Genomic DNA, 23,640 nt, shown 5'->3' on the forward strand with positions numbered 1-23,640 from the left:
ACTCTCCCCTAGACGACCAGGGCGGTCGCGCCCTGGATTTCGACGACGTCGACCTGCTGCCCGGGCTGGTAGACCTGGTCCGGGTGGAGCGCGCGGGCCGACCAGATCTCGCCGTTGAGCTTGATCCGTCCGCCCTCACCGTCGACGGTTTCCGCGACGACCGCGGTGGCGCCCTGGAGCGCCTCGATGCCCATCCTGATCTGCGGCCCCCGCTGCAGCTGCCGGTAGGCGATCGGACGGACGAAGGCCACCAGCGCGACCGAGACCACCAGGAAGGTCACGGCCTGGAGGACCACCCCGGCGCCCAGCCCGGCGACCCCGGCGGCCGCCAGCGCGCCGACGGCGAACATGGCGAACTCCGGCATCGCGGTGAGCACCAGCGGTATGCCGAGGGCCGCGGCGGCCAGAAGCCACCAGATCCAGCTGTCCACACGTCCATCCTAGGGAGCGAAGGGCCTCCGAGGCGGACAGTTCCCGCAGGTCGAGGGGCGGAAACCGGTCGCACGTGCGACCGGCTCCGCCAGGCCTTCGCCAGGGCCCGTCCGACGGGCCCCGGCCGGACGGACGGAGGGTCAGCCCAGCGGCAGTCCCTGGGCCGACCAGCGGTCGCCGTGGCGCTCCAGGGTCAGCGGCAGGCCGAAGCACTTGGAGAGGTTGCGTGCGGTCAGCTCGGTGTCGATCGGGCCCGCGGTGAGCACCTTGCCCTGGCGGATCATCAGCACGTGGGTGAAGCCGGGGGCGATCTCCTCGACGTGGTGGGTGACCATCGCCATGGCCGGCGCGAACTCGTCCTGGGCGAGCGCGCCGAGCCGGCGGACCAGGTCCTCGCGGCCGCCGAGGTCCAGGCCGGCCGCGGGCTCGTCGAGCAGCAGCAGCTCGGGGTCGGTCATCAGGGCGCGGGCGATCAGGGTGCGCTTGCGCTCGCCCTCGGAGAGGGTGCCGAACTTGCGGGCGGTGAGGTTGGCCATGCCCATGCGGTCGAGCAGGGCGAGGGCGCGGCCCTCGTCGGACTGCTCGTAGGTCTCCTGCCAGCTGACCGTCATGCCGTAGGCGGCGGTGAGCACGGTCTGCAGCACGGTCTGCTCGGCCGGCAGCTTGTCGAACATCGAGGCGCCGGCCAGGCCGATCCGGGAGCGCAGCTCGAAGACGTCGATCTCGTCCAGCTTCTCGCCCAGCACCGAGACCTTGCCCGAGGTCGGGAACAGGTACGAGGAGGCGATCTGCAGCAGGGTGGTCTTGCCGGCGCCGTTCGGTCCCAGGATGACCCAGCGCTCACCCTCGGAGATGGACCACGAGACCTGGTCGACCAGCGCGCGCCCCTCCCGGACCACGGATACGTCCACCAGCTCCAGCACGTCGCTCATGCCTACGCCTTCCCCAAATACAAAAATGTCGGCCGTCGGTGCGGGCGGCGAGCCTACTCCGGCGGCCGGTGGGCACGGGGTGGGTGCGCCGCACGCGCATGGGCAAACCTACGCCACGCGGATGACCGCCGATTCCGTAGGCTGGCCGGATGCTCGCGACTCCTGCCGACAATCCGTACGAAGAGCCCCGTTCGGGGCGGCTGACCGCCTGGGGCAACGCCCTGCTCAGCGGCCTGGTGCCGCCGGACAACGCCGCCGCGGCCGTGCTGGGCGCCGACGAGGGGCACCGGGTGACCGGGCTGCCCGGAGACGCCCTGGGCGAGCAGCACGGGCTGACCTGGGCGCTCGGCCGGCTGCGGGTGCTGGGCGTGAAGGGCCTGCGCCTGGCGCTGCCCTCGGCCGGGCACCCGCTGGGACTGACCGGCCCGGCGGTCTTCAACGAGCGGGCCATGGCGGCGGGGGAGGCGGTGCTCGCGTTGGGCGTACCGCTCGGCCTGGTGCCGGAGGTCACCGTGTACGGCCCGGAGGGGGACCGCTCGGCGACCGTGCTGTGGCGCTGCGCCGAGGTCAACGACGCCCCGCCGGCCGACGTGCCCTCGCTGCACGAGGCCGAGCGCGAGCTGGCGGACGGGCTGCGCGAGGCGACCGCACTGCTCACCCGGCTGGACGTGGCGGGCGCCGGCCCGGAGGCGCTGCGCGCCCTGGAGGCGTACCGCCGGCGCGGCCACACCGAGCTGCTCGCCCCCGGCTACCCGCCGCGCGCCGTAAGGGTGCTGGAGTCGGCCCGTCAGGTGTCCGCGCTGTTGGCGATCGCCTCGGCCGGCCACGGCGCGGCCGTGAGCGCCTCCGAGATGGCCGCCCGCCAGTCCGTGCTGGCCCCCCTGCGGCGCACCGCCCGCCGCGCCCAGGTGGCGGCCTACAACGCCCAGGTGGACGAGCGCGAGGACGGCCGGGACCGCTAGGACGGCGGGGCTGGCGGGACCGCTAGGACGGCGGGGCTGGCGGGACCGCTAGGACGGCGGGGCTGGCGGGACCGCTAGGACGGCGGGGCCTCGCGGGTCTCGCCGTTGCGGACGGCCCACAGTGCGGCCTGGGTGCGGTCGGCGAGGTCCAGCTTCAGCAGGATGTTCGACACGTGGGTCTTCACCGTCTTCTCCGACAGGTGGAGGCTGCGGGCGATCTCCCGGTTGGAGCGGCCGTCGGCGATGTGGCCGAGCACCTCGCGCTCGCGCTCGGTGAGGGTGCCGCCGCGGCCCTGCGGGGCGCGGGGGCCCTCGTCGGCGAGCAGCGCCTCGGCCAGTTCGGGCTGGAGCAGCACATGGCCGGCGTGCACCGAGCGGATGGCGCCGGCCAGCGCCTCCGGGTCCACGTCCTTGTAGACGTACCCGGCGGCGCCGGCCCGCAGCGCGGGGACCATGGTGCGGTGCTCGGTGAAGCTGGTGACGATCAGGATCCGGGCCCGGCTGCCCCCGCCCTTGAGCGTGCGCAGCGCCTCGATGCCGTCGACGCCGGGCATCTTGAGGTCCATCAGGACGACGTCCGGGTCGAGTTCGCGGGCGCGCTCCACGCCCTCGGCCCCGTCGGCGGCCTCCCCCACCACCTCGATGTCGTCCTGGACCTCCAGGAAGGTGCGCAGTCCGCGGCGGACCACCTGGTGGTCGTCGACCAGCAGGACGCGGATCGACGGCGTGCTCTCAGGCACCGGGGACCTCCATCTCGACGAGCGTCCCCTTGCCGGGGGCGGACTCCAGGGTGAGCGTGCCGCCGACGGCGGCCGCGCGGTCGCGCATCGAGGCCAGGCCGAGGTGTCGGCCGGCCCGGCGGACGGAATCGGGGTCGAAGCCGCGTCCGTCGTCGCGCACCCGCAGCACGGCGCCGCGGGCGGGGGTGCCGGTGAGGGTGACGGTGACCCGGCGGCCCCCGGAGTGGCGCAGCGCGTTGTGCAGCGCCTCCTGGGCGACCCTCAGCAGCGCGGCCTCCTGGGCGGGCGGCAGGGCGCGGACGCCGTCGGCGGCGAAGGCCAGGTCGGCGGTGTGCGCGCGGTCGAGGACCTGCACCTGGGAGGCGAGGGTGGCGCTCAGCCCGTCCTCCTCCAGGGCGGCGGGGCGCAGTTCGACCACCACGGCGCGCAGTTCGTCGGCGGCCTCGGCGGCGAGCCGGGAGACCTCGGCGAGTTCGACACGGGCGCGGGCCGGGTCGCGGTCGACGAGCTTGGCGGCGGCGTTGGCGGTCAGCCTCAGCGAGAAGAGTTTCTGCGAGACGGCGTCGTGCAGGTCGTGGGCGATCCGGGCGCGCTCGCCGGCCAGGGTGAGTTCGCGGCTGCGTTCGTACAGGCGGGCGTTGGACAGGGCGAGGGCGGCGTGCGCGGCGAGGATCCGCAGGAGTTCCTCGTCGTGGTCGGTGAACAGGCCGCCACCGCGCTTGTTGGCGAGGAAGATGACGCCCATCACCCGCGGTTCGTCCTCGGCGGCGTCGGTGTCCAGGACGGGCATGCCGAGGAAGGCGTCCATCTCGGGGTGGGCGGTGGGCCAGCCCTCGAAGGCGGGGGCCTTGCGGACGTCGACGAGGCGGGTCGGACCGGTCTCGTGGAGCAGTTCGGCGAGCACGCCGTGCTGACGGGGCAGCGGGCCGATCGCCCGCCACTGCTCGTCGGTGACGCCGTCGACCACGAACTGGGCGAAGCCGCCGTGGTCGTCGGGCACGCCGAGGGCCGCGTACTCGGCGTCGAGCAGGTCGCGGGCGGAGGCGGTGATGCGGCGCAGCACCTCGCGGACCTCCAGGTGCCGGCTCATCGCGAGCAGGGCCTGGCTGACGGCTTCGATGCCGGCCAGCGGGTCGCAGGCGGTGGGCGGGCCTTCGGGGGTCCGGTGGTCACCGGTGGTGCTGGGCATACCGCCAAACTACCGCCGCGGCGGAGGCGTCCGCGTCCGTCTCCGGACGCCCCGGACGCAGGTCCGGGGACCTAGGCCGGTGGGACCACGACCACCGAACGACAGCGGGCGGCCCTCCCCTCGCGGGGAGAGCCGCCCTGTGCGGCGAAGGGCGTCAGCCCTTCTGCATGACCTCCGGCTCGTGCCGGCGCTGCAGCCGGGTCACGATCACGCCGATCACGATGGAGATGACGACCAGCACGCTCGCGTCGATCGCCCACTGGGCGACGGAGTGCTTCCACAGCGGGTCGTAGTTCGGGTGCTGGAAGTCCTTGTTCCAGGGGCCCATGAGCTCCGACAGGTTGAGCGTGGTGGAGACGATGCCGGTGCCCCAGCGGGCGGGCATCAGCCAGGCGACCTGCTCCAGGCCGGGCTTGCCGAAGATCTGGAAGAGGCAGCCGGTGAAGACGACCTGGACGATGGCGAACATGACCAGCAGCGGCATGGTCTTCTCGGCGGTCTTCACCAGCGCGGAGATCATCAGACCGAACATCATCGCGGCGAAGCTCAGCAGGATCATGCCGATGGTCATCTCGATCATCGGCATGTTCTGGACGATCAGGCCGTGCTCGGGGAGCTTGCGCGGCAGGAAGCCGACCGCGGAGATGATCGCGCCCTGGATCACCGAGAAGATGCCCAGCACGATGATCTTGGACATCATGTACGCCGAGCGGGACAGGCCGGTGGCCCGTTCCCGTTCGTAGATCGCCCGTTCCTTGATCAGCTCGCGGACCGAGTTGGCCGCTCCGGAGAAGCAGGCGCCGATCGCCAGGATCAGCAGGATCGTCGCGGCCCCGTTGTTGAGGTGGAGCTGTGTCTTCGGGTTGGGTGCGAGGCCCGGTTCGTTGGGGATCAGCACGCTGACCGCGCCGATGACCGCGGGCAGCAGCACCGACAGCGCCAGGAAGCCGCGGTCGGAGGCGAGCACCGACATGTAGCGGCGCATCAGCGTCCACAGCTGCGAGCCCCAGCTCTGCGGCTTGGGCGGCTTGATCGCCTCCTGGGCGACCTGGACGTGCTGCACCTCGCCCGCCTCGACGGTCGGGGCGGAGTACTGCTGGTAGTGCACCGAGCCGCGGTAACGGCCGGCCCAGTCGTGGTCCGGATAGTTCTCGAAGGCCTGGAAGACATCCGCCCAGGTCTCGTACCCGAAGAAGTGCAGGGCCTCGTCCGGCGGGCCGAAGTAGGCCACCGAGCCGCCCGGCGCCATCACCAACAGCCGGTCGCAGAGCGCGAGTTCGGCCACCGAGTGGGTGACGACCAGGATCGTTCGGCCGTCGTCGGCGAGGCCGCGCAGCATCTGCATGACCTCGCGGTCCATACCCGGGTCGAGGCCCGAGGTGGGCTCGTCCAGGAAGATCAGCGAGGGCTTGGTGAGCAGCTCCAGCGCGACCGAGACGCGCTTCTGCTGGCCGCCGGAGAGCGCGGTGATCTTGTTGTCGGCGCGCTTGTCCAGGCGCAGTTCGTACAGCACCTCGTCGATCCGGGCGTCGCGCTCTCGGGCCTCGGTGTCGCCGGGGAAGCGCAGCCGGGCCGCGTACTTGAGGCCCTTGCGGACGGTGAGCTCGCGGTGCAGGATCTCCGACTGCGGCACCAGGCCGATGCGGGAGCGCAGTTCGGCGAACTGCTTGTAGAGGTTGCGGCCGTCGTACAGCACCTCGCCGCGGTCGGCCGGGCGGTAGCCGGTGAGGGCGCGCAGCAGGGTCGACTTGCCGGAGCCGGACGGGCCGATGACGGCCACCAGGGACTTCTCCGGGACGCCGAAGCTGACGTCGTTGAGCAGGATCTTCTTGGCGCCCTTGTGCTCGACCTCGACGGTCAGGTGGCGGGCGGAGAAGGAGACCTCGCCGGTGTCGACGAACTCCTGCAGCTGGTCGCCGACCAGCACGAAGCTGGAGTGGCCGACGGTCAGCCGGTCCTGCGGGCCCATCAGCTGGCGCTGCACCGGCTGGCCGTTGAGGAAGATGCCGTTGTGGCTGCCGAGGTCGACGATCTCGTAGCGGCCGTCCGGCAGCTGGCGCAGCTCGGCGTGGTGGCGGGAGACCTGGAGGTCGGACACCACGATGTCGTTGTCCAGCGCACGGCCGATCCTGACGGTGCGCATGCCCGCCGTCAGGTTGCGGATCATGGTCGGCTGCGGGCCGCCGCCACCGCCGTGCTGCGGCGCGGCCGGGAAGCCCTGCTGCTGCGGGAACCCGCCGTGCTGCGGCGGCTGCTGGTCCTGCGGCTGCGGCGCGTACGGCTGCTGCGGCGGCGCGTACTGCTGCTGGGCCGGCCAGGCCTGCTGCGGCTGCTGGTACGGGTCCTGACCCGGCCACGGCTGCTGCGGGGCGGGCGGCTGGGGCGTCGGACCGGGGCTGCGGCTGGTCACGGCCTCGTGCACCGGGGAGGGCTGCGGGGCGGTGGCCTGGGCGGGCGCGGAGAAGGTGAGCCGGGGCCCGTTCTGCGGGTTGCCCAGGTTGACGACGCCACCGGGGAACAGCTGGGCCTGCATGGTGCGGGCGCCGGCCACGTACGTGCCGTTGGTGCTGCCGTGGTCGTCCAGCTGCCAACCGCTGCCGTTGAAGCTGATGGTCCCGTGCTGCCAGGAGACCCTGGCGTCGTCGAACGGGAAGTCCGACTGCGGGTTGCGTCCGATGGTGTAGGACCGCCCGGGCTCAAGAGTCCGCTGCTGTCCGTTGATCTCAATGACGAGTTGCGGCACTGCTCGCCTGCCCCGCTCTCTCGGTTCCCCCGAATTCGGCCCCCGGCCGGGGTGCGCTGTTCCTCTGACTGACGGGGGAATCATTCCAGCCCGCCGTCCGCCGATGAAAGTCACCCCGGGTGACTGTGACCAGGCTGCTACCGGCGGCGGGCGGCCGGGCCCCGGCCGCGCGCGTCCGCGACGTGGGACGGGTGCCCTCGGCCGGGCGGCCGACGGGTAGCGTGGGAGTCACCATGAACGCATCGCCCTTGGCCGCTGAGCCCCTCCCCGCCGCCCAGCCCCGGACCGCGGACGAGCGCACCCTGCTCGTCAAGGTGTTCGGCAAGGACCGCCCCGGCATCACCGCCGGCCTCTTCGCCACCCTGGCCGGCTTCGGCGTCGACGTGATCGACATCGAGCAGGTCGTCACCCGCGGCCGCATCACGCTGTGCGCCCTGGTCACCCCGCCCCACGCGCCCGGCGCCGAGGGCGGCCTGCGGGCCACCGTGCACCGCTGGGCCGAGGAGCAGAAGCTGCAGGCCGAGATCCTCTCCGGCATCGGCGACAACCGGCCGCGCCGCGAGGGCCGTTCGCACGTCACGGTGCTCGGCAACCCGCTGACCGCCTCCGCCGTGTCCGCGCTGACCTCCCGGATCACCGCGGCGGGCGGCAACATCGACCGCGTCTTCCGGCTCGCCAAGTACCCGGTGACGGCGGTCGAACTGGCCGTCTCCGGGGTGGCCACCGAGGAGCTGCGGGCCGAGCTGGCCCAGGAGGCGGCCGCCCAGCGGGTGGACGTCGCGGTGGTGGCCGCCGGGCTGGAGCGCCGCGCCAAGCGTCTGATCGTGATGGACGTGGACTCCACGCTGATCCAGGACGAGGTGATCGAGCTGTTCGCGGCCCACGCGGGCTGCGAGGAGCAGGTGGCCGAGGTGACGGCGGCGGCGATGCGCGGCGAGCTGGACTTCGCCGAGTCGCTGCGGGCCCGGGTCGCGCTGCTGGCCGGGCTGGACGCCTCGGTCACCGAGAAGGTCCGCGCGGAGGTCCGCTTCACGCCGGGTGCGCGCACCCTGATCCGCACCCTGCAGCGCCTGGGCTTCCAGGTCGCGGTGGTCTCCGGCGGCTTCACCCAGGTCACCGACCACCTGGTGGAACAGCTGGGGCTGGACTTCGCGGCGGCCAACACCCTGGAGGTGGTGGACGGGAAGTTCACCGGCCGGGTGGTCGGCGAGATCGTGGACCGGGCCGGCAAGGCCCGCTGGCTGGCCCGGTTCGCCGAGCAGGCGAAGGTGCCGCTGCAGCAGACGGTGGCGATCGGCGACGGCGCCAACGACCTGGACATGCTGAACGCGGCCGGGCTCGGGGTGGCCTTCAATGCCAAGCCGGTGGTGCGCGAGGCCGCCGACACCGCGGTGAACGTGCCTTTCCTGGACACCGTGCTCTACCTGCTGGGCATCACCCGCGAGGAGGTCGAGGCCGCCGACGGCCTCCCGATCGAGTAGCTCCGGACAGGGGGCCTGTGGACGTACGTGAGGGGCGCGCGGATCCGGTCCGCGAGCCCCTCACCTGTGTGTCGGACGTCAGTCCTGCGGCGTGTGGTAGGAGACCAGCTCGGCCACGCCCGGCTCGACGCCCTTCCAGGAGCCGCTGAAGCTGAGCACCGCGATCGCCGCCGTCGGGAAGCCGCCCAGGCGCAGCCGCTCCAGCGCGTCCCGGTCGCCGGCGTCCCCGGCCAGCACCTGGGTCAGGCCCAGCACCCCGGGGTTGTGGCCGACCAGCACCACGTCCGCGTACTCCTCCGGGGTCTCATGGAGGACGGCGATGATCTCGCCTGGGCTGGCCTCGTAGATCCGGTCCTCGTACACCGTCTTGCGGGTCCGCTTGGGCAGCTCGTGCGCCGCCAGCTTCCAGGTCTCGCGGGTGCGCAGGGCGGTGGAGCAGAGCACGAAGTCGGGGTTGATGCCGGAATCGGCCAGCCAGCGGCCGGCGTCCGGGGCCTGGTGGCGGCCCCGGTCGGCCAACGGCCGCTCATGGTCGTCCACGCCGTTCGGCCAGTCGGCCTTGGCGTGACGGAGAACGATGATCCTGCGGGGCGTGTCGGCGCTCATACCCAACAAGCTTGGCAGAAAAGCGGCCCGGGGGCGCGACGCCCCCGGTCGCCGCCACTCCCCCGGGGGGTCAGCCCATCGAGGCGGCGACGGTGGCGATGACCGCCACCAGCACCACGATGGCGCCGAAGGCGAGGGCGATGCGGCCGAGCTGCTTGCGGCCGTCGGTGGGATTCGGGTCGAGAACGGGCATGCCGGGATTCTCCCACCCCGAACACGCCCGTCGTCCGCTGGCCCCACCGCCTTGGCCTGGCCTTGACCTGGCCGGTCAGGCCTTGACCCGGGAGCCCGTCCGGTGGACCTCGCCGGTCAGGCCCTGACCCGCTCGGCGTGGTGGACGGCCTCGTCCTCGATGTGCCGGGCCCGCGCGGCGCGCAGGCCGAACAGCATCTGCGGCACCAGCAGCAGCGCCAGGAAGCCCAGCGGCCCGTACCACCGGCCGGTGGCCTGGTAGATCCACCCGACCAGGATCGGGCCCGGGATGGAGATCAGGTAGCCGACGCCCTGGGCGAAGACGGACAGCTGCGCCACCCCGCCCGCGGTCCGGGCGCGCAGCCCGATCATGGTCAGCACCAGCGGGAAGGCGCAGTTGGACAGGCCCACCAGCACCGCCCAGACCCACGGCGCCCCGGCCGGGGCGAACGCCAGACCGGCGTACCCGGCGATGCCGAAGGAGGCCAGCACGACCACGAACAGCCGCTGGTCGCCGCGCCGGGCGGCCAGGTTGGGCAGCACGAAGGAGACCGGCACGCCGATCACCATGGTGACCGCGAGCAGCGCCCCGGAGGTGCCCTTGTCGATGCCGGAGTCCTGGAAGATCTTGGACAGGAAGCCCATCACCACGTACGCGCCGGTGGCCTGGAGGCCGAAGTAGCCGGCCATCGCCCAGGCGGTGCGGCTGCGGGTGATCGGCAGCTTGGCGGGGGCGCCGGCACTCCCGGCGCGCTCGCCGCGCTCGCGCTTGGCGATCAGCACCGGCAGCCAGAGCACAAGGGCGAGCGCGCCCAGGCCGGCCCAGACGCCCAGGCCGTAGCGCCAGTCGCCACCGAGGGCGCTGGTCAGCGGCACGCTGACCAGCGCGGCCAGGGCGGTGCCCGCGGACAGCGCCATGGAGTACAGGCCGATCATCGGACCGACCTTCTCCGGGAAGTACCGCTTGATCACCACCGGCAGCAGCACGTTGGAGACCGCCACTCCGGCCAGCGCGAGCGCGGTGAGCAGCAGGAACACCGCGGTGCCGCCGGCGAAGGAGCGGGCCAGCACGCCCGCGGTGATCGCGCCCATGCCGGCCGTGATCACCGCGATCGGGCCGATCCGGCGGGCCGCCGCGGGGGCGAGGAAGCCGAACAGCGCGAAGCACAGCGCCGGCACGGCGGCGAGCAGTCCGGCCAGCGTCGAGCTCATCCCGAGGTCGGCGCGGACGGGGTCGAGCAGCGGCCCGAGGCTGGTGACCACGGGACGGAGGTTGACGGCGGCGGCGGCGATCGCGACGGCGAACAGCACGCCGAGGTACTTGGCGGGGGCGGAGGGCCGCTCGGTCTGCGGCCGGGCACCGGTTCGTGGGGAGGCGGTGGTGTCTGCTGCGGGAGGCATGTGCGCCATCATAGAATGATGGGATGAATTGATGCACCTTGGAATTGGCATGATGTGCCGATCGTTCATCCACCGGCCACCTCCCTCCAGGGGCCACCCACCCCGTAGCCGCAAGGAGTCCCCGTGGCGCTGTCCTCGCCGAGGCGCACCCCGCTGTCCGACCAGGTGATCGCGCAGCTGCGCGCCCAGATCACCTCCGGGGAGTGGCCCGTCGGCTCGCGCATCCCCACCGAGGCCGCCCTGGTCGAGCAGCTGGGAGTGGCCCGCAACACCGTCCGCGAGGCCGTCCGCGCCCTCGCCCACAACGGGCTGCTCGACATCCGCCAGGGCTCCGGCACGTACGTGCTCGCCACCAGCGAGCTCGCCGGGGTGATGCACCGCCGCTTCGCCGACGCCGACCAGGCGCAGGTGGCCGAACTGCGGGCGGCCCTGGAGACCTCCGCGGCCGGCCTGGCCGCGGTCCGCCGCACCGACCGGGACCTCGGCCTGCTGGAGGCCGCGCTGGAGCGGCGCGAGGCCGCCTGGCGCTCCGGCGACGCCGAGGACTTCGTCCAGGCCGACGCCGCCTTCCACCAGGCCGTGGTGGCCGCCGCCCACAACGACGTGCTGCTGGCCGTCTACTCCGACCTCGGCGAGGTCACCCGCGAGCACCTGCGCAACGACGTCGGCCCCGAGCTGATCGCCGAGCGCTACATCGGCCACGACACCATCCGGGACGCCATCCGGGACGGCGACCCCCAGCGCGCCTCGGTCGAGGCCGGCCGGGCCATCGGCGCCTGCGCGACCGCGGAGGCGTGACCCGCGGTGACCCGCCCGCCCGCCGGAGAACGCCGCTGCCCGGCACCCCCTCGGAGGGGGTGCCGGGCAGTGGCGGTGTCAACCGGTCAGGCGCCGATGGCGTGCAGGCCGCCGTCCACGTGGACGATCTCGCCGGTGGTCTTCGGGAACCACTCCGACAGCAGCGCGACGATGGCGCGGCCGGCCGGCTCCGGGTCGCTCAGGTCCCACTTCAGCGGGGAGCGGTGGTTCCAGGTGTCGGCCAGGTCGCCGAAGCCCGGGATGGACTTGGCGGCCATCGAGCCGAGCGGGCCGGCCGAGACCAGGTTGCAGCGGATGTCCCGCTCGCCCAGGTAGCGCGCCAGGTAGCGGTTGGTCGCCTCCAGCGCGGCCTTGGCCGGGCCCATCCAGTCGTACTGCGGCCAGGCGAACTGCGCGTCGAAGGTCAGGCCGACGACCGCGCCGCCGTCCTGCATCAGCGGCAGCAGCGCCATGGTCAGCGACTTCAGCGAGTACGCCGAGACGTGCATCGCGGTGGCCACGGACTCCCACGGGGTGTCCAGGAAGTTGCCGCCCAGTGCGTCCTGCGGGGCGAAGCCGATCGAGTGGACGATGCCGTCCAGGGTCGGCAGGGTCTCGCGGACCTGGTCGGCGATGCCGGCCAGGTGCTCCGGGTTGGAGACGTCCAGCTCCAGCACCTTGACCGGCTTCGGCAGCTTCTTGGCGATCCGCTCGGTCAGGCTCGGGCGCGGGAAGGCGGTGAGGATGATCTCCGCGCCCTGCTCCTGGGCGAGCTTGGCGGCGTGGAACGCGATGGAGGACTCCATCAGCACGCCGGTGATCAGGATCCGCTTGCCCTCGAGGATTCCACTCATGATCAGTGACCCATGCCCAATCCGCCGTCGACGGGAATGACGGCTCCGGTGATGTACGCGGCCTCGTCCGACGAGAGGAACCGCACGGTGGAGGCGACCTCGGCGGGCGCCGCGTAGCGGCCCAGCGGCACGCCCGAGACGATCTCCGCGCGGCGCTCGTCGCTGAGCACGGCGGTCATGTCGGTGTCGACGAAGCCGGGGGCGACCACGTTGACGGTGATGTTGCGCGGGCCGAGCTCGCGCGCCAGCGAGCGGGCGAAGCCGACCAGGCCGGCCTTGGAGGCGGCGTAGTTGGCCTGGCCCGGCGAGCCGGAGAGGCCCACCACGGAGGAGATCAGCACCATGCGGCCCTTCTTGGCCCGCATCATCAGCTTCGACGCGCGCTTGACCACCCGGAAGGTGCCGGTCAGGTTGGTGTCGACGACGGAGGTGAAGTCCTCCTCGGACATCCGCAGCAGCAGGGTGTCGTTGGTGATGCCCGCGTTGGCGACCAGCACCTCGACCGCGCCGTGCTTCTGCTCGATCTCGGTGAAGGCGGCGTCGACCTGCGCGGCGTCCGTGATGTCGCAGCGCACCGCGAGGACGTCGTACTTGGCCAGCGCCTCGGGCACCTCACCCGAGCGGCTGGTGACGGCCACCTTGTCGCCCGCTTCGGCGAAGGCCTGGGCGATCGCGAGGCCGATGCCCCGGTTTCCTCCGGTGACGAGAACCGAGCGGCTCAACGATCCACCTCTCTCCGTGTGTGAGCGTGTACGTCGGAGTGCGTACGCAGTGTGACGCTATCGGGCGGTCGGCGGCGGCGGCGAATCGGGCTCCCACAGCGCCGCACCTGCGGAACTGTCGCAATCCGACAATCCGCACCCGCAGCACCGAGCCCCCCGGGGCCGTCCGCCGCAGGCCGGAGCCCCGCCCGGATCGGGGCGGGCTGTCCGGGAACAACACGGGCGGGCGTGCCCGTTGCCCCCGTGGTGCGAACCGCCCCGGGGCCGGCCGTTACCCTTCCCCGAAGAGTCCCGGCGAGGAAACGAAGGCAGGGCGCATGACCAAGGCACGGCCCGGGAGCACCCCCCGGCGCGGACGACTGCTGGCCCTCACCGCCCTGGCGGCGGGCCTTGGAGCCACCGCCTGGTCGCTGCGCGACCTGCCGGCGGCGTTCGGGCGCCGCCCGGACGGCGAGCGCGAGGAGCGGGTGCGCAACTCCCCCCAGTACCGCGACGGCGTCTTCCACAACGCGCCCTCGGAGTTGGCCCGGGCCGGCAGCACGCCGGACTTCGACCGCGACACCGTCCGCCGGATGCTGTTCCAGCGCGAGGGCCGCGTCCCGGCCCTCCCGGTGCCCACGATGCGCCCCGCCCCCACGACCGGTCCGGCCGCCGAGGGGGTGGAGATCACCTGGTACGGGCACGCCTCCGCGCTGGTGGAGATCGAGGGCTCGCGCGTCCTGCTCGACCCGGTCTGGAGCGACCGCTGCTCCCCCTCCGCCCACGTCGGCCCCAAGCGGCTGCACCCGGTGCCGGTCGAGCTGGAGGAACTGCCGCCGGTCGACGCGGTGCTGATCTCGCACGACCACTACGACCACCTCGACATGGCCACCGTCAAGCGCCTGGTGCGCAGCCAGTCCGCGCCCTTCGCGGTGCCGCTGGGCATCGGCGGCCACCTGCGCCGCTGGGGCGTCCCCGAGCACCGGATCATCGAGCTGGACTGGGACGAGACCTGCACCCTGGGCGAGCTGGTGCTCACCCTCACCTCCGCGCACCACTTCTCCGGCCGCGGCCTGACCCGCAACACCACCCTGTGGGGCTCCTGGGTGATCGCCGGCCCGAGCCGCAAGGTCTTCTACACCGGCGACTCCGGCTACTTCGAGGGCTACGCCCGGATCGGCGAGCAGCACGGCCCCTTCGACGCCGCCCTGGTGCAGATCGGCGCCTACGACGCGGCCTGGGCGGACATCCACATGACCCCCGAGGACGCCGTCCTCGCCCACCGGGATCTCGGCGCCGGGCTGCTGGTGCCGGTCCACTGGTGCACCTTCAACCTGGGCCTGCACCCGTGGGCCGAGCCGATCGAACGGCTGGTCAAGGAGGCCAAGACCCAGGCCGTCCCGCTGGCCGTCCCGCGCCCCGGCGAGCGGGTCGACGTGGACAACCCGCCGGAGCTGGACGGCTGGTGGGAGGCCGTCTCCTGAAAGGGAGTCCGACGGTTCCCACCGGGCGCGCGACGCCGGGGCCCTGGCCGAAACCGCAACGCACCGGGCCGAATACGCTGGCCGGAAACCCGGTGGACGGGAAATGATGCGGTGCGGACGCCCCTGCGGCGCCCGCACCGCCACCCTCCGCGACCTGGGAGCCCGATTGCCTCCGATCCCTCCGGCCGACACCGCCGGCGCCCCGCGCGAGCGCGCCGTCGACCCGCTGTTCCTCGCCCTCCCACTGCGCTCCCTCGCCGACGCCGCCCTCACCCGGGCCCGTCAACTGGGCGCCGGCCATGCCGACTTCCGCCTGGAGCGGGTCCGCAGCGCCTCCTGGCGTCTGCGCGACGCCCGCCCGGCCGGCACCTCCGACAGCGTGCAGCTGGGCTTCGCCGTCCGGGTGCTGCTGGACGGCGCCTGGGGCTTCGCCGCCGGGGTGGACCTCACCCCCGAGGCCGCGGCGGAGGTCGCCGCCCAGGCCGTCGCGGTGGCCCGGCTCTCCGGCGGGATCAGCCGCGCGGCCGGCTCCACCGAGCGGGTCGAGCTGGCCGACGAGCCGGTCCACCGCGACGTCACCTGGGTCTCCTCGTACGAGGTCAACCCCTTCGAGGTGCCGGACGCCGAGAAGACCGCCCTGCTCGCCGAGCGCAGCTCCCGGCTGCTGGCCGCCCCGGGCGTCTCGCACGTCCAGGCCGCGCTGCTGACGGTGCAGGAGAACAAGTTCTACGCCGACACCGCGGGCACCATGACGACCCAACAGCGGGTCCGGCTCTACTCCGACCTGGAGGCCACCTCGGTCGACGAGCGCACCGGCGCCTTCGACTCGATGCGCACCCTGGCCCCGCCGGTCGGCCGCGGGTACGAGTACCTGACCGGGAGCGAGTGGGACTGGGACGCGGAGCTCGCCGAACTGCCCGTCCTGCTGGCCGAGAAGATGAAGGCCCCGAGCGTCCGGGCCGGCCGCTACGACCTGGTCATCGACCCGTCCAACCTCTGGCTGACCATCCACGAGTCGATCGGCCACGCCACCGAGCTGGACCGCGCGCTCGGCTACGAGGCCGCCTACGCCGGCACCTCCTTCGCCACCTTCGACCAGCTCGGCAGCCTCCGCTACGGCTCCGACCTGATGCACGTCACCGGCGACCGCACCGCCGAGCACGGCCTGTCCACCATCGGCTACGACGACGAGGGCGTCGCCACCCAGTCCTGGGACCTGATCCGGGACGGCGTCCTGGTCGGCTACCAACTCGATCGCGCAATGGCGAAGTTGAAGGGCTTCGAGCGCTCCAACGGCTGCGCCTTCGCGGACTCCCCCGCGCACGTCCCGGTCCAGCGGATGGCCAATGTCTCGCTCCGGCCCGCCGCCGACGGTCCCGACACCGAGGGCCTGTTCGCCGGGGTGGAGAACGGCCTGTACATCGTCGGCGACCGCTCCTGGTCGATCGACATGCAGCGCTACAACTTCCAGTTCACCGGCCAGCGCGCCTACGCCATCAAGAACGGCGAACTCGCCGGTCAGGTCAAGGACTTCGCCTACCAGGCCACCACCACCGACTTCTGGGGTTCGATGGCGGCGGTCGGCGGCCCGCAGACCTACGTCCTCGGCGGTGCCTTCAACTGCGGCAAGGCACAGCCCGGCCAGGTCGCGGCGGTCAGCCACGGCTGCCCGTCGGCGCTGTTCCGCAACGTCAACGTGCTCAACACCCAGCAGGAGGCGGGTCACTGATGACCGCGATGCAGCCCCACGAACTCGTCGAGCTGGCACTCGGCCTCTCCCGCACCGACGGCTGCGTGGTGATCGCCGACGAGGAGTCCACCGCCAACCTGCGCTGGGCCGGCAACGCCCTGACCACCAACGGCGTCACCCGCGGCCGCCGCCTCACCGTGATCGCCACCGTCGCCGGCGCCGAGGGCACCGCCTCCGGCGTGGTCTCGCGCGAGGCCGTCACCGCCGAGGACGTCGAGGGCCTGGTGCGGGCCGCCGAGGAGGCCGCCCGCGCGGCCGGCCCCGCCGAGGACGCCCAGCCGCTGGTCGCCGACCGGCCGCAGTCCCCGGACTTCACCGCGCCGCCCGCGGAGACCTCGATCGAGGTGTTCGACGCCTTCGGCCCCGCCCTCGGCGAGGCCTTCGCCCGCGCCGCCGCCCGGGGCGAACTGCTATACGGCTTCGCCCGCCACGAGGTCACCACCAGCTACCTCGGCAGCTCCACCGGCCTGCGGCTGCGCCACGACCAGCCCACCGGCATGGTCGAGATCAACGGCAAGACGGCCGACCTCACCGGCTCGGCCTGGGTCGGCGCCGCCACCCGGGACTTCACCGACATCGACGTCCCGGCCCTGCACGCCGAGCTCACCAAGCGCCTCGGCTGGGGCGCCCGCAAGGTCGATCTGCCGGCCGGACGGTACGAGACGCTGCTGCCGCCCTCGGCCGTCGCCGACCTGATGATCTACCTCCACTGGTCCTCCGGCGGCCGGGACGCCCACGAGGGCCGGACGGTCTTCTCCAAGCCCGGCGGCGGCACCCGGCTCGGCGACAAGCTCGCCGGCCTGCCGCTGACCCTGCGCGCCGCCCCGGACGAACCCGGCCTGGAGGCCGCCCCGTTCGTGCTGGCGCACAGCTCCGGCGGCGACGTCTCGGTCTTCGACAACGGCGCGCCGATCACGGCCACCGACTGGATCCGCGACGGCGTGCTGACCGATCTGATCACCAGCCGCCACGCGGCCGGCCTCACCGGCCTGCCGCTGCGCCCGGCGGTCGACAACCTGGTGCTGGAGACGGCCGACCAGGAGTCCGCGCCGACCCTGGACGAGATGATCGCCCGCACCGAGCGCGGCCTGCTGCTCACCTGCCTCTGGTACATCCGCGAGGTGGACCCGGCGACGCTGCTGCTCACCGGCCTCACCCGGGACGGCGTCTACCTGGTGGAGAACGGCGAAGTGGTCGGCGCGGTGAACAACTTCCGGTTCAACGAGTCCCCGGTCGACCTGCTCGGCCGGATCACCGAGGCGGGCCGCACCGAGCGCTGCCTGCCGCGCGAGTGGAGCGACTACTTCACCCGCACCGCGATGCCACCCGTGCGTGTCGCGGACTTCAACATGAGTTCGGTCAGCCAGGCCTCATAGTCGCTGGCCAACGGGGGGATAACGAAGAACATGATGGACGAGAAGCGGCTGGTCAGATCGAGCAAGATGCTGTCGCGCATCCTGCGCCACGAGCCGGAGCTGGTGGGCATCACGCTGGACGGCTCCGGCTGGGTCCGGGTCGAGGTCCTGCTCGACGCCCTCGCGGCGAAGGGCCGGCCGCTCACCAGGGCCGAGCTCGACCACGTCGTGGCCACCAACAACAAGCGCCGCTTCGGCTTCTCGCCGGACGGCCTCTCCATCCGCGCCAACCAGGGCCACACGGTGGCGGTCGACCTCGGTCTGACCGCCACCGTGCCGCCCCACGTGCTCTACCACGGCACGGCCGACCGCCACCTGGCGTCGATCTTCCGCGAGGGCCTGCGCCCGATGACACGGCAGGACGTGCACCTCTCGGCGGACACCGAGACCGCGACCCGGGTCGGTGCCCGGCACGGCCGCCCGGTGGTGCTGACCGTGAACGCGGCCGCGATGGCGGCGGCCGGCCACGAGTTCCGGCTCAGCGAGAACGGCGTCTGGCTCACCGACGCCGTACCCCCGCAGTACCTCTCCCGCCGCTCCTGACAACCGGTGGAGCCGTACGGCCCTCCTATCACGCCCGACCGGGTGGGCCCCGCCCACCCGGTCTCGTCGTCCCCGGTGCCCGGGCGTACCGTGAGATGGCCGCGCGACACGGCGCGCGGGTGCGTGGACGAGGGCGGTAGGACACATGGGCAAGAGCGCCGAAGGCGGGCGGGTCTACCGGATCACCGGGGCGCGCAGCAGCCTCACCGAGGACGTCCGGGGTCGCCAGCGCCGCTACGTCATCTCGATGCTGATCCGCACCCTCTGCGTGCTGCTCGCGGTGGCACTGTGGGACGTCCAGCGCTGGCTCGCCTTCACGGCGCTGGCGGGCGGCGTACTGCTGCCGTACTTCGCGGTACTGGTCGCCAACGCGGGCCGGGAGCAGCCGCCGTCGCTGCCGAGCACCTTCGACTTCCCCTCCGAGACCCCGCTGATGCTCGGCCCGGGTGGTACGGGTGGGGCTGGTGCGGCCGCTGGTACAGAACAGGCAAAGGCCGCCGGCACCGGAACGTCACCGGGCACGGACTGACCGCCCGGTTCACGGCGGTTGAGCCCGAATCGACTGGACGAAAGCTCAAAAGAACCTCAGATTAATCATGCAAGACCTCCCCATCCGAGGGTCTCGGCGTGACATACTGCGTACGCGCTCCGCATCCCCCGTCGGAGCGACGGACCGACGCCGGGCGGCTCCCCCCGTGGCTGCCCGGCGTCGCCATGCCCGGATCCCGGCGGGCCCGGACGGCGCGGCGCGGCGGCGTGACAGACTGGCGGTGACGACGCACCCGCCGAGCACCGAGGACGGCCCCCGATGGACACCCCGCAGACCCCGATCTGCTCCGCCAAGGGCTGCCGGGCGGACGCCCGTTGGGTGCTGGTGTGGAACAACCCGAAGCTGCACACCCCGGACCGCCGCAAGACCTGGCTCGCCTGCGAGGAGCACCGCGAGCACCTGTCCCAGTTCCTGGGCGTGCGCGGCTTCCTGAAGGAGGTCGTCGCCTTCGCCGACTGGACCTCCGAAGAGGGCTAGCCGCCGATCGCCGACATCGGCCGCTCGGGCTGGTGGAACTCCGGGTCGTCGATCCCGGCCCCGGCCTTCTTGCCCCACATCGCCGCCCGCCACAGCGCGGCCAGCTCCGCGTCGTCCGCGCCCGAGCGCAGCGCGGTGCGCAGGTCGGTCTCCCCGGTCGCGAAGAGGCAGTTGCGCACCTGACCGTCGGCGGTCAGCCGGGTCCGGTCGCAGGCCCGGCAGAACGGGCGGGTGACGGAGGCGATCACGCCGACCCGGCCCGGGCCGCCGTCCACCACCCAGCGCTCGGCGGGCGCCGCGCCCCGGCGCGCGGAGGACTCCGGGGTGAGCTCGAAGCGGGCCCGCAGCAGTTCGAGGATCTCGCCGGCGGTGACCATCGACGAGCGGTCCCAGCCGTGCTGGGCGTCCAGCGGCATCTGCTCGATGAAGCGCAGCTCGTACCCCCGCTCCAGGCACCAGGCCAGCAGTTCGGCCGCCTCGTGGTCGTTGACCCCGCGCATCAGCACCGCGTTCAGCTTGACCGGCGCCAGCCCGGCCGCCTCGGCGGCGGCCAGCCCGTCCAGCACGTCCTGGTGGCGCCTACGGCGGGTGAGGGTGAGGAACACCTCGGGGTCGAGGGTGTCCAGGGAGACGTTGACCCGGTCGAGCCCGGCCTCGCGCAGCGCGGTGGCCGTCCGGGCCAGCCCGATGCCGTTGGTGGTCAGCGACAGCTCGGGGCGCGGTTCCAGCTCCGAGCAGGCGGCCACGATCGCGGCCAGTCCGGGGCGCAGCAGCGGCTCGCCGCCGGTGAAGCGGACCTCGCGCACGCCTAGGTCGCGCACGGCCAGGGTGACCAGCCGGACGATCTCCTCGTCGGTCAGCAGGTCGGGCTTGGCCAGCCACTGCAGGCCCTCCTCCGGCATGCAGTACGTGCAGCGGAGGTTGCACCGGTCGGTCAGGGAGACGCGCAGGTCGACGGCCTGTCGTCCGAAGGTGTCGAGCAGCACGTCGCTTCCCTTCCCGAAGAGCGGCCGATTCCCCTGGAAAGCGGCCGGCCCGGCCACCGTCGCGGCGGGGCCGGGCCAGCATAGTCATGCCGTGACGATCAGTGGGCGCCCAGCCCGGTGAGCGAGCGGACCTCGAGTTCAGCGTACTTCGCCGGGTCGGGACGTTCCCTGGACAGGAGGGTGCCCAGCCACCCGGCCAGGAATCCGATCGGGATGGAGACCAGGCCGGGGTTCTCCAGCGGGAACCAGTGGAAGTCGGAGTGCGGGAAGAGCGAGGTCGCCTTGCCCGAGACCACCGGGGAGAAGACCACCAGCAGCACCGAGCCGACCAACCCGGCGTAGACCGAGCTGACCGCGCCGGTGGTGGTGAAGCGCTTCCAGAACAGCGAGTAGAGCAGTGTCGGCAGGTTCGCCGAGGCCGCCACCGCGAAGGCCAGTGCGACCAGGGCGGCGGTGTTGAGCTTGTCCGCGTAGAGGCTGAGCACGATCGAGACCGCGCCGATCCCGACGGCCGCCCACTTGGCCGATCGCACCTCCTCCCGCTCGCTCGCCTTCCCGCGCCGGATCACGTTGGCGTACAGGTCGTGCGCGAAGGAAGCCGAGGAGGCCAGGGTGAGCCCGGCGACCACGGCCAGGATGGTGGCGAAGGCGACCGCCGAGATCACCGCGAGCAGGATCGCCCCGCCGGTGCTGCCGCTGCCGCCGCCGAGCGCCTCGGCCAGCTGAGGGGCGGCCGTGTTGCCGGCCGCGTTGGCCGCCTTGATCTGCTTGGAACCGACCAGAGCCGCCGCGCCGAAGCCGAGCGCCAGGGTCATCAGGTAGAAGACGCCGATGATGCCGATCGCCCAGAGCACCGACTTCCGGGCCGTCTTGGCCGTGGGCACCGTGTAGAAGCGGACCAGGATGTGCGGCAGGCCCGCGGTGCCGAGGACCAGTGCGATGCCGAGGCTGATGAAGTCGAGCTTGGCGGTGCCGGTGCCGTACTTCTGCCCGGGTTGGAGGAAGGCCTCGCCCTTGCCGCTGGCGCTCGCCGCCGCGCCGAGCAGCTCGGAGGGGTTGAAGTGGTACTTGGCCAGCACCAGGACGGTCATCAGCGCGGCACCGGCGATCAGCAGCACCGCCTTGACGATCTGCACCCAGGTGGTGCCCTTCATGCCTCCTATCACCACGTAGATGATCATCAGCGCGCCGACCGCGACGACTGTCCAGCGCTTGGCGGCGTTCCCCTCGACCCCGAGCAGCAGGGCCACCAGCGTCCCGGCGCCGACCATCTGGGCCAGCAGGTAGAAGATCGACACCACGATGGTGGACACGCCGGCGGCGGTGCGCACCGGGCGCTGTCGCATCCGGAAGGCCAGCACGTCCGCCATGGTGAACCGGCCGGAGTTGCGCAGCGGCTCGGCGATCAGCAGCAGCGCGACCAGCCAGGCGACCAGGAAGCCGATCGAGTACAGGAAGCCGTCGTACCCGGCCAGTGCGATGGTGCCGGCGATGCCGAGGAAGGAGGCGGCGGACATGTAGTCGCCGGAGATGGCCAGGCCGTTCTGGAAGCCGGTGAACCCGCGGCCGCCCGCATAGAAGTCGGCGGCGCTGCGGTTCTGCCGCCCGGCCCACAGGGTGATGGCCAGGGTCGTCAGCACGAAGAGTCCGAACAGGGCCATCGTCAGGCCGCGGTGCTCGGTGGCGGAGCTGGCGAGCAAGGTCATTCGGCGGCCTCCCGGGGGGCGTGGACGACGGCACCGTGGGCCTCGCGGATCGCGGCGGCGGGCGGGTCGATCCGCCGGTCCGCGTAGCGGGCGTACCAGCCGGCGATGACGAAGGTGGTGGCGAACTGCAGCAGCCCGAGCACCAGGGCCACGTTGACGTGCCCGAGGACCTTGGTGCCCATCAGACCGGGGGCGTAGCAGGAGAGCAGGACGTAGAGCAGGTACCAGAGCACGAAGCCGATGGTGACCGGGAAGGCGAAGCTCCGGAACGAGCGCCGCAGGGTACGGAACTCCTCGCTGTCGTCGATGAGTTGGACGTCCGTGGCGGCAGTGGTGATCGGCGGCGAATCCACTCTGTCTCCTCACTCCTTCGGCAGTGGCGGCCACACGAGGGAAAGAATCGAACGTGAGGGGCGTCACATTCCTCGTGTGCGCCGCGCAATGCTAGGAGCGTCGCGCCCGCCCCGGAAGGGGTTGGCCGCGATCGGCCGGTCGTTCACCCCCTCGCATCATCCAATTGGCTGAAAAACATCTCTCCCGTCACTCATGGATCCGGCCCCGGCGACCGAAAAGGGGCGGCACCGTCCAACGGCGCCGCCCCTGTTGACGAAGCGTCAGAACGCGATCCGGACCTTCAGCGCGGAGCGGTCGTCCATCGCCCGGTAGCCGTCCGGCACGCCGTCCAGGCCAACCGTCCGGTCGAACACCAGGCCGGGCTCGATCGCTCCCGAGAGCACGTCCGGAAGGAGCTCGGGAATGTACGCACGGGCCGGCGCGACGCCACCGTTGAGCGAAACGTTTCGGCCGAACATCTGACCGATGTCGACGCCCGCACTGCCGCCGTGCGGCACACCCACGTAGCCGACCGCGCCGCCGTCCCGGGTGATCGAGATCGCCGTCCGCATCGACTCCTCGGTGCCCACCGCCTCCAGCACCGCGTGCGCGCCCAGCCCGCCGGTCAGCTCCTTCACCGCCTCGATCGCGGCCTCGCCGCGCTCGGCCACCACGTCCGTCGCCCCGAAGCGGCGGGCCAGCTCGGTCCGGGCAGGGTGCCGGCCCAGCGCGATGATCCGGCCCGCGCCCAGCCGGTTGGCCGCCAGCACGCCGCACAGGCCCACCGCGCCGTCGCCGACCACCGCGACCGTCGCGCCCGGGCGCACCCGCGCCGACACGGCGGCGTGGTGCCCGGTGGACATCACGTCGGACAGCGCCAGCAGCCCCGGCAGCAGTTTCTCGTCACCCGCCGCTTCCTTGGGCAGCTTCACCAGCGTCCCGTCCGCGAACGGCACCCGGACCGCCTCGCCCTGGCCGCCGTCCGAGCCGACCTGCCCCCAGAACCCGCCGTGCGGGCAGGACGTCTGCAGCCCTTCGAGACAGAACTCACAGACGCCGTCCGACCAGACGAAGGGGGCGACCACCAGGTCGCCCTTCGTGAAGCCGCGGACCTCGGCGCCGACCTCCTCGACCACGCCCAGGAACTCGTGCCCGATCCGCTGCCCGGCCACCCGCTCCGCCACCCCGCGGTAGGCCCACAGGTCGCTGCCGCAGATGCAGGCGTTCACCACCCGCAGCACCACGTCCGTCGGGTGCTGGATCACCGGGTCCGGTACCTCTTCGATCCGGATGTCGTTCGGTCCGTGGATCACCGTGGCGCGCATGCGTTCTTCCTCACACAAATCCGACCGGGCGGCCGGAAAC

23 protein-coding genes are annotated in these 23,640 nt (G+C 72.6%); 9 read left to right on the forward strand and 14 right to left on the reverse strand.

The annotated features are described in order from the left end of the window. Positions 1–8 precede the first annotated feature (8 nt). Positions 9–431: an NfeD family protein gene (locus BOQ63_RS15600; RefSeq protein ID WP_030285718.1), complete on the reverse strand. Its 423-nt coding sequence runs from the start codon at positions 429–431 to the stop codon at positions 9–11. Between the two features lie 141 nt (positions 432–572). After that, the gene (locus tag BOQ63_RS15605) at positions 573–1,364 is read right to left on the reverse strand and encodes an ABC transporter ATP-binding protein (protein WP_030285715.1); all 792 of its coding nucleotides are present in this window, start codon (positions 1,362–1,364) and stop codon (positions 573–575) included. Positions 1,365–1,513: 149 nt separating this feature from the next. Here BOQ63_RS15605 and BOQ63_RS15610 point away from each other — a divergent pair, with 149 nt between their 5' ends. Then, positions 1,514–2,326, forward strand: coding sequence for an Rv1486c family protein (locus BOQ63_RS15610; RefSeq protein ID WP_072654485.1), 813 nt, complete (start codon positions 1,514–1,516; stop codon positions 2,324–2,326). Positions 2,327–2,400: 74 nt separating this feature from the next. On the opposite strand, the gene BOQ63_RS15615 is transcribed toward BOQ63_RS15610, so the two are convergent. From BOQ63_RS15615 to BOQ63_RS15625, 3 genes are all read right to left on the reverse strand, one after another. After that, on the reverse strand, positions 2,401–3,066 hold the full coding sequence (locus tag BOQ63_RS15615; protein WP_030285711.1) for a response regulator: 666 nt from the start codon (positions 3,064–3,066) through the stop codon (positions 2,401–2,403). Next, positions 3,059–4,255: a GAF domain-containing sensor histidine kinase gene (locus BOQ63_RS15620; RefSeq protein WP_072654486.1), complete on the reverse strand. Its 1,197-nt coding sequence runs from the start codon at positions 4,253–4,255 to the stop codon at positions 3,059–3,061. The genes BOQ63_RS15615 and BOQ63_RS15620 overlap by 8 nt, the downstream gene beginning before the upstream one ends. 154 nt (positions 4,256–4,409) lie before the next feature. After that, positions 4,410–6,998, reverse strand: coding sequence for an FHA domain-containing protein (locus BOQ63_RS15625; protein ID WP_072654487.1), 2,589 nt, complete (start codon positions 6,996–6,998; stop codon positions 4,410–4,412). Between the two features lie 233 nt (positions 6,999–7,231). Here BOQ63_RS15625 and serB point away from each other — a divergent pair, with 233 nt between their 5' ends. Next, positions 7,232–8,479 carry a phosphoserine phosphatase SerB gene (serB, locus tag BOQ63_RS15630; protein ID WP_030285704.1) on the forward strand — a complete coding sequence of 416 codons (1,248 nt, stop codon included), beginning with the start codon at positions 7,232–7,234 and terminating at the stop codon, positions 8,477–8,479. 78 nt (positions 8,480–8,557) lie between these two features. Here the strand turns inward: serB and BOQ63_RS15635 are convergent, their stop codons facing one another. From BOQ63_RS15635 to BOQ63_RS15645, 3 genes are all read right to left on the reverse strand, one after another. Continuing rightward, positions 8,558–9,085 (reverse strand): SixA phosphatase family protein, encoded by a 528-nt coding sequence (locus BOQ63_RS15635; RefSeq protein WP_030285702.1) that lies wholly within the window; start codon positions 9,083–9,085, stop codon positions 8,558–8,560. A gap of 70 nt (positions 9,086–9,155) precedes the next feature. Beyond that, positions 9,156–9,278, reverse strand: coding sequence for an SGM_5486 family transporter-associated protein (locus BOQ63_RS15640; protein WP_094742991.1), 123 nt, complete (start codon positions 9,276–9,278; stop codon positions 9,156–9,158). 116 nt (positions 9,279–9,394) lie between these two features. After that, positions 9,395–10,678 carry a CynX/NimT family MFS transporter gene (locus BOQ63_RS15645; protein ID WP_037830044.1) on the reverse strand — a complete coding sequence of 428 codons (1,284 nt, stop codon included), beginning with the start codon at positions 10,676–10,678 and terminating at the stop codon, positions 9,395–9,397. A gap of 123 nt (positions 10,679–10,801) precedes the next feature. Between BOQ63_RS15645 and BOQ63_RS15650 the strand changes: the two genes are divergently transcribed. Then, positions 10,802–11,476, forward strand: a complete 675-nt coding sequence (locus BOQ63_RS15650) for a FadR/GntR family transcriptional regulator (protein WP_030285697.1) — start codon at positions 10,802–10,804, stop codon at positions 11,474–11,476. 86 nt (positions 11,477–11,562) lie between these two features. On the opposite strand, the gene fabI is transcribed toward BOQ63_RS15650, so the two are convergent. Both fabI and fabG read right to left on the reverse strand, forming a co-directional pair. Continuing rightward, entirely contained in the window at positions 11,563–12,330 is a 768-nt protein-coding gene (gene fabI, locus BOQ63_RS15655) for an enoyl-ACP reductase FabI (protein WP_030285695.1), read from the reverse strand. A gap of 2 nt (positions 12,331–12,332) precedes the next feature. Next, entirely contained in the window at positions 12,333–13,052 is a 720-nt protein-coding gene (fabG, locus tag BOQ63_RS15660) for a 3-oxoacyl-[acyl-carrier-protein] reductase (RefSeq protein WP_030285693.1), read from the reverse strand. Between the two features lie 317 nt (positions 13,053–13,369). On the opposite strand from fabG, the gene BOQ63_RS15665 reads away from it, so the two are divergent. The 6 genes from BOQ63_RS15665 to BOQ63_RS15690 all read left to right on the forward strand — a co-directional run bounded on the left by BOQ63_RS15665 (position 13,370) and on the right by BOQ63_RS15690 (position 19,250). After that, the gene (locus BOQ63_RS15665; RefSeq protein WP_072654488.1) at positions 13,370–14,515 is read left to right on the forward strand and encodes an MBL fold metallo-hydrolase; all 1,146 of its coding nucleotides are present in this window, start codon (positions 13,370–13,372) and stop codon (positions 14,513–14,515) included. 166 nt (positions 14,516–14,681) lie between these two features. Next, positions 14,682–16,244 carry a TldD/PmbA family protein gene (locus BOQ63_RS15670; protein ID WP_435820374.1) on the forward strand — a complete coding sequence of 521 codons (1,563 nt, stop codon included), beginning with the start codon at positions 14,682–14,684 and terminating at the stop codon, positions 16,242–16,244. Next, entirely contained in the window at positions 16,244–17,641 is a 1,398-nt protein-coding gene (locus tag BOQ63_RS15675; protein WP_033350644.1) for a metallopeptidase TldD-related protein, read from the forward strand. The genes BOQ63_RS15670 and BOQ63_RS15675 overlap by 1 nt, the downstream gene beginning before the upstream one ends. A 33-nt stretch (positions 17,642–17,674) precedes the next feature. Next, positions 17,675–18,223, forward strand: coding sequence for an RNA 2'-phosphotransferase (locus BOQ63_RS15680; protein WP_030285684.1), 549 nt, complete (start codon positions 17,675–17,677; stop codon positions 18,221–18,223). 145 nt (positions 18,224–18,368) lie between these two features. Continuing rightward, the gene (locus BOQ63_RS15685) at positions 18,369–18,752 is read left to right on the forward strand and encodes a DUF3099 domain-containing protein (RefSeq protein ID WP_030285682.1); all 384 of its coding nucleotides are present in this window, start codon (positions 18,369–18,371) and stop codon (positions 18,750–18,752) included. 279 nt (positions 18,753–19,031) lie between these two features. Then, on the forward strand, positions 19,032–19,250 hold the full coding sequence (locus BOQ63_RS15690; RefSeq protein ID WP_030285680.1) for a hypothetical protein: 219 nt from the start codon (positions 19,032–19,034) through the stop codon (positions 19,248–19,250). Here the strand turns inward: BOQ63_RS15690 and moaA are convergent. The 4 genes from moaA to BOQ63_RS15710 form a co-directional block, all read right to left on the reverse strand. Further along, a complete protein-coding gene (gene moaA / locus BOQ63_RS15695) occupies positions 19,247–20,236 on the reverse strand; it encodes a GTP 3',8-cyclase MoaA (RefSeq protein WP_072654490.1) in 990 nt (329 codons plus the stop codon). The two genes, BOQ63_RS15690 and moaA, sit on opposite strands and share 4 nt — an antisense overlap. A gap of 98 nt (positions 20,237–20,334) precedes the next feature. Next, entirely contained in the window at positions 20,335–21,942 is a 1,608-nt protein-coding gene (locus BOQ63_RS15700; RefSeq protein WP_030285676.1) for a monocarboxylic acid transporter, read from the reverse strand. Continuing rightward, positions 21,939–22,295 (reverse strand): DUF485 domain-containing protein, encoded by a 357-nt coding sequence (locus tag BOQ63_RS15705; RefSeq protein ID WP_030285674.1) that lies wholly within the window; start codon positions 22,293–22,295, stop codon positions 21,939–21,941. Before BOQ63_RS15705 ends, BOQ63_RS15700 begins: the two co-directional genes overlap by 4 nt. Positions 22,296–22,556: 261 nt before the next feature. After that, positions 22,557–23,600, reverse strand: coding sequence for a zinc-dependent alcohol dehydrogenase family protein (locus BOQ63_RS15710; RefSeq protein WP_030285672.1), 1,044 nt, complete (start codon positions 23,598–23,600; stop codon positions 22,557–22,559). Between the last annotated feature and the right edge of the window lie 40 nt (positions 23,601–23,640).

The sequence above is a fragment of the Streptomyces viridifaciens genome (assembly GCF_001888885.2).
GTDB lineage: Bacteria > Actinomycetota > Actinomycetes > Streptomycetales > Streptomycetaceae > Kitasatospora > Kitasatospora aureofaciens.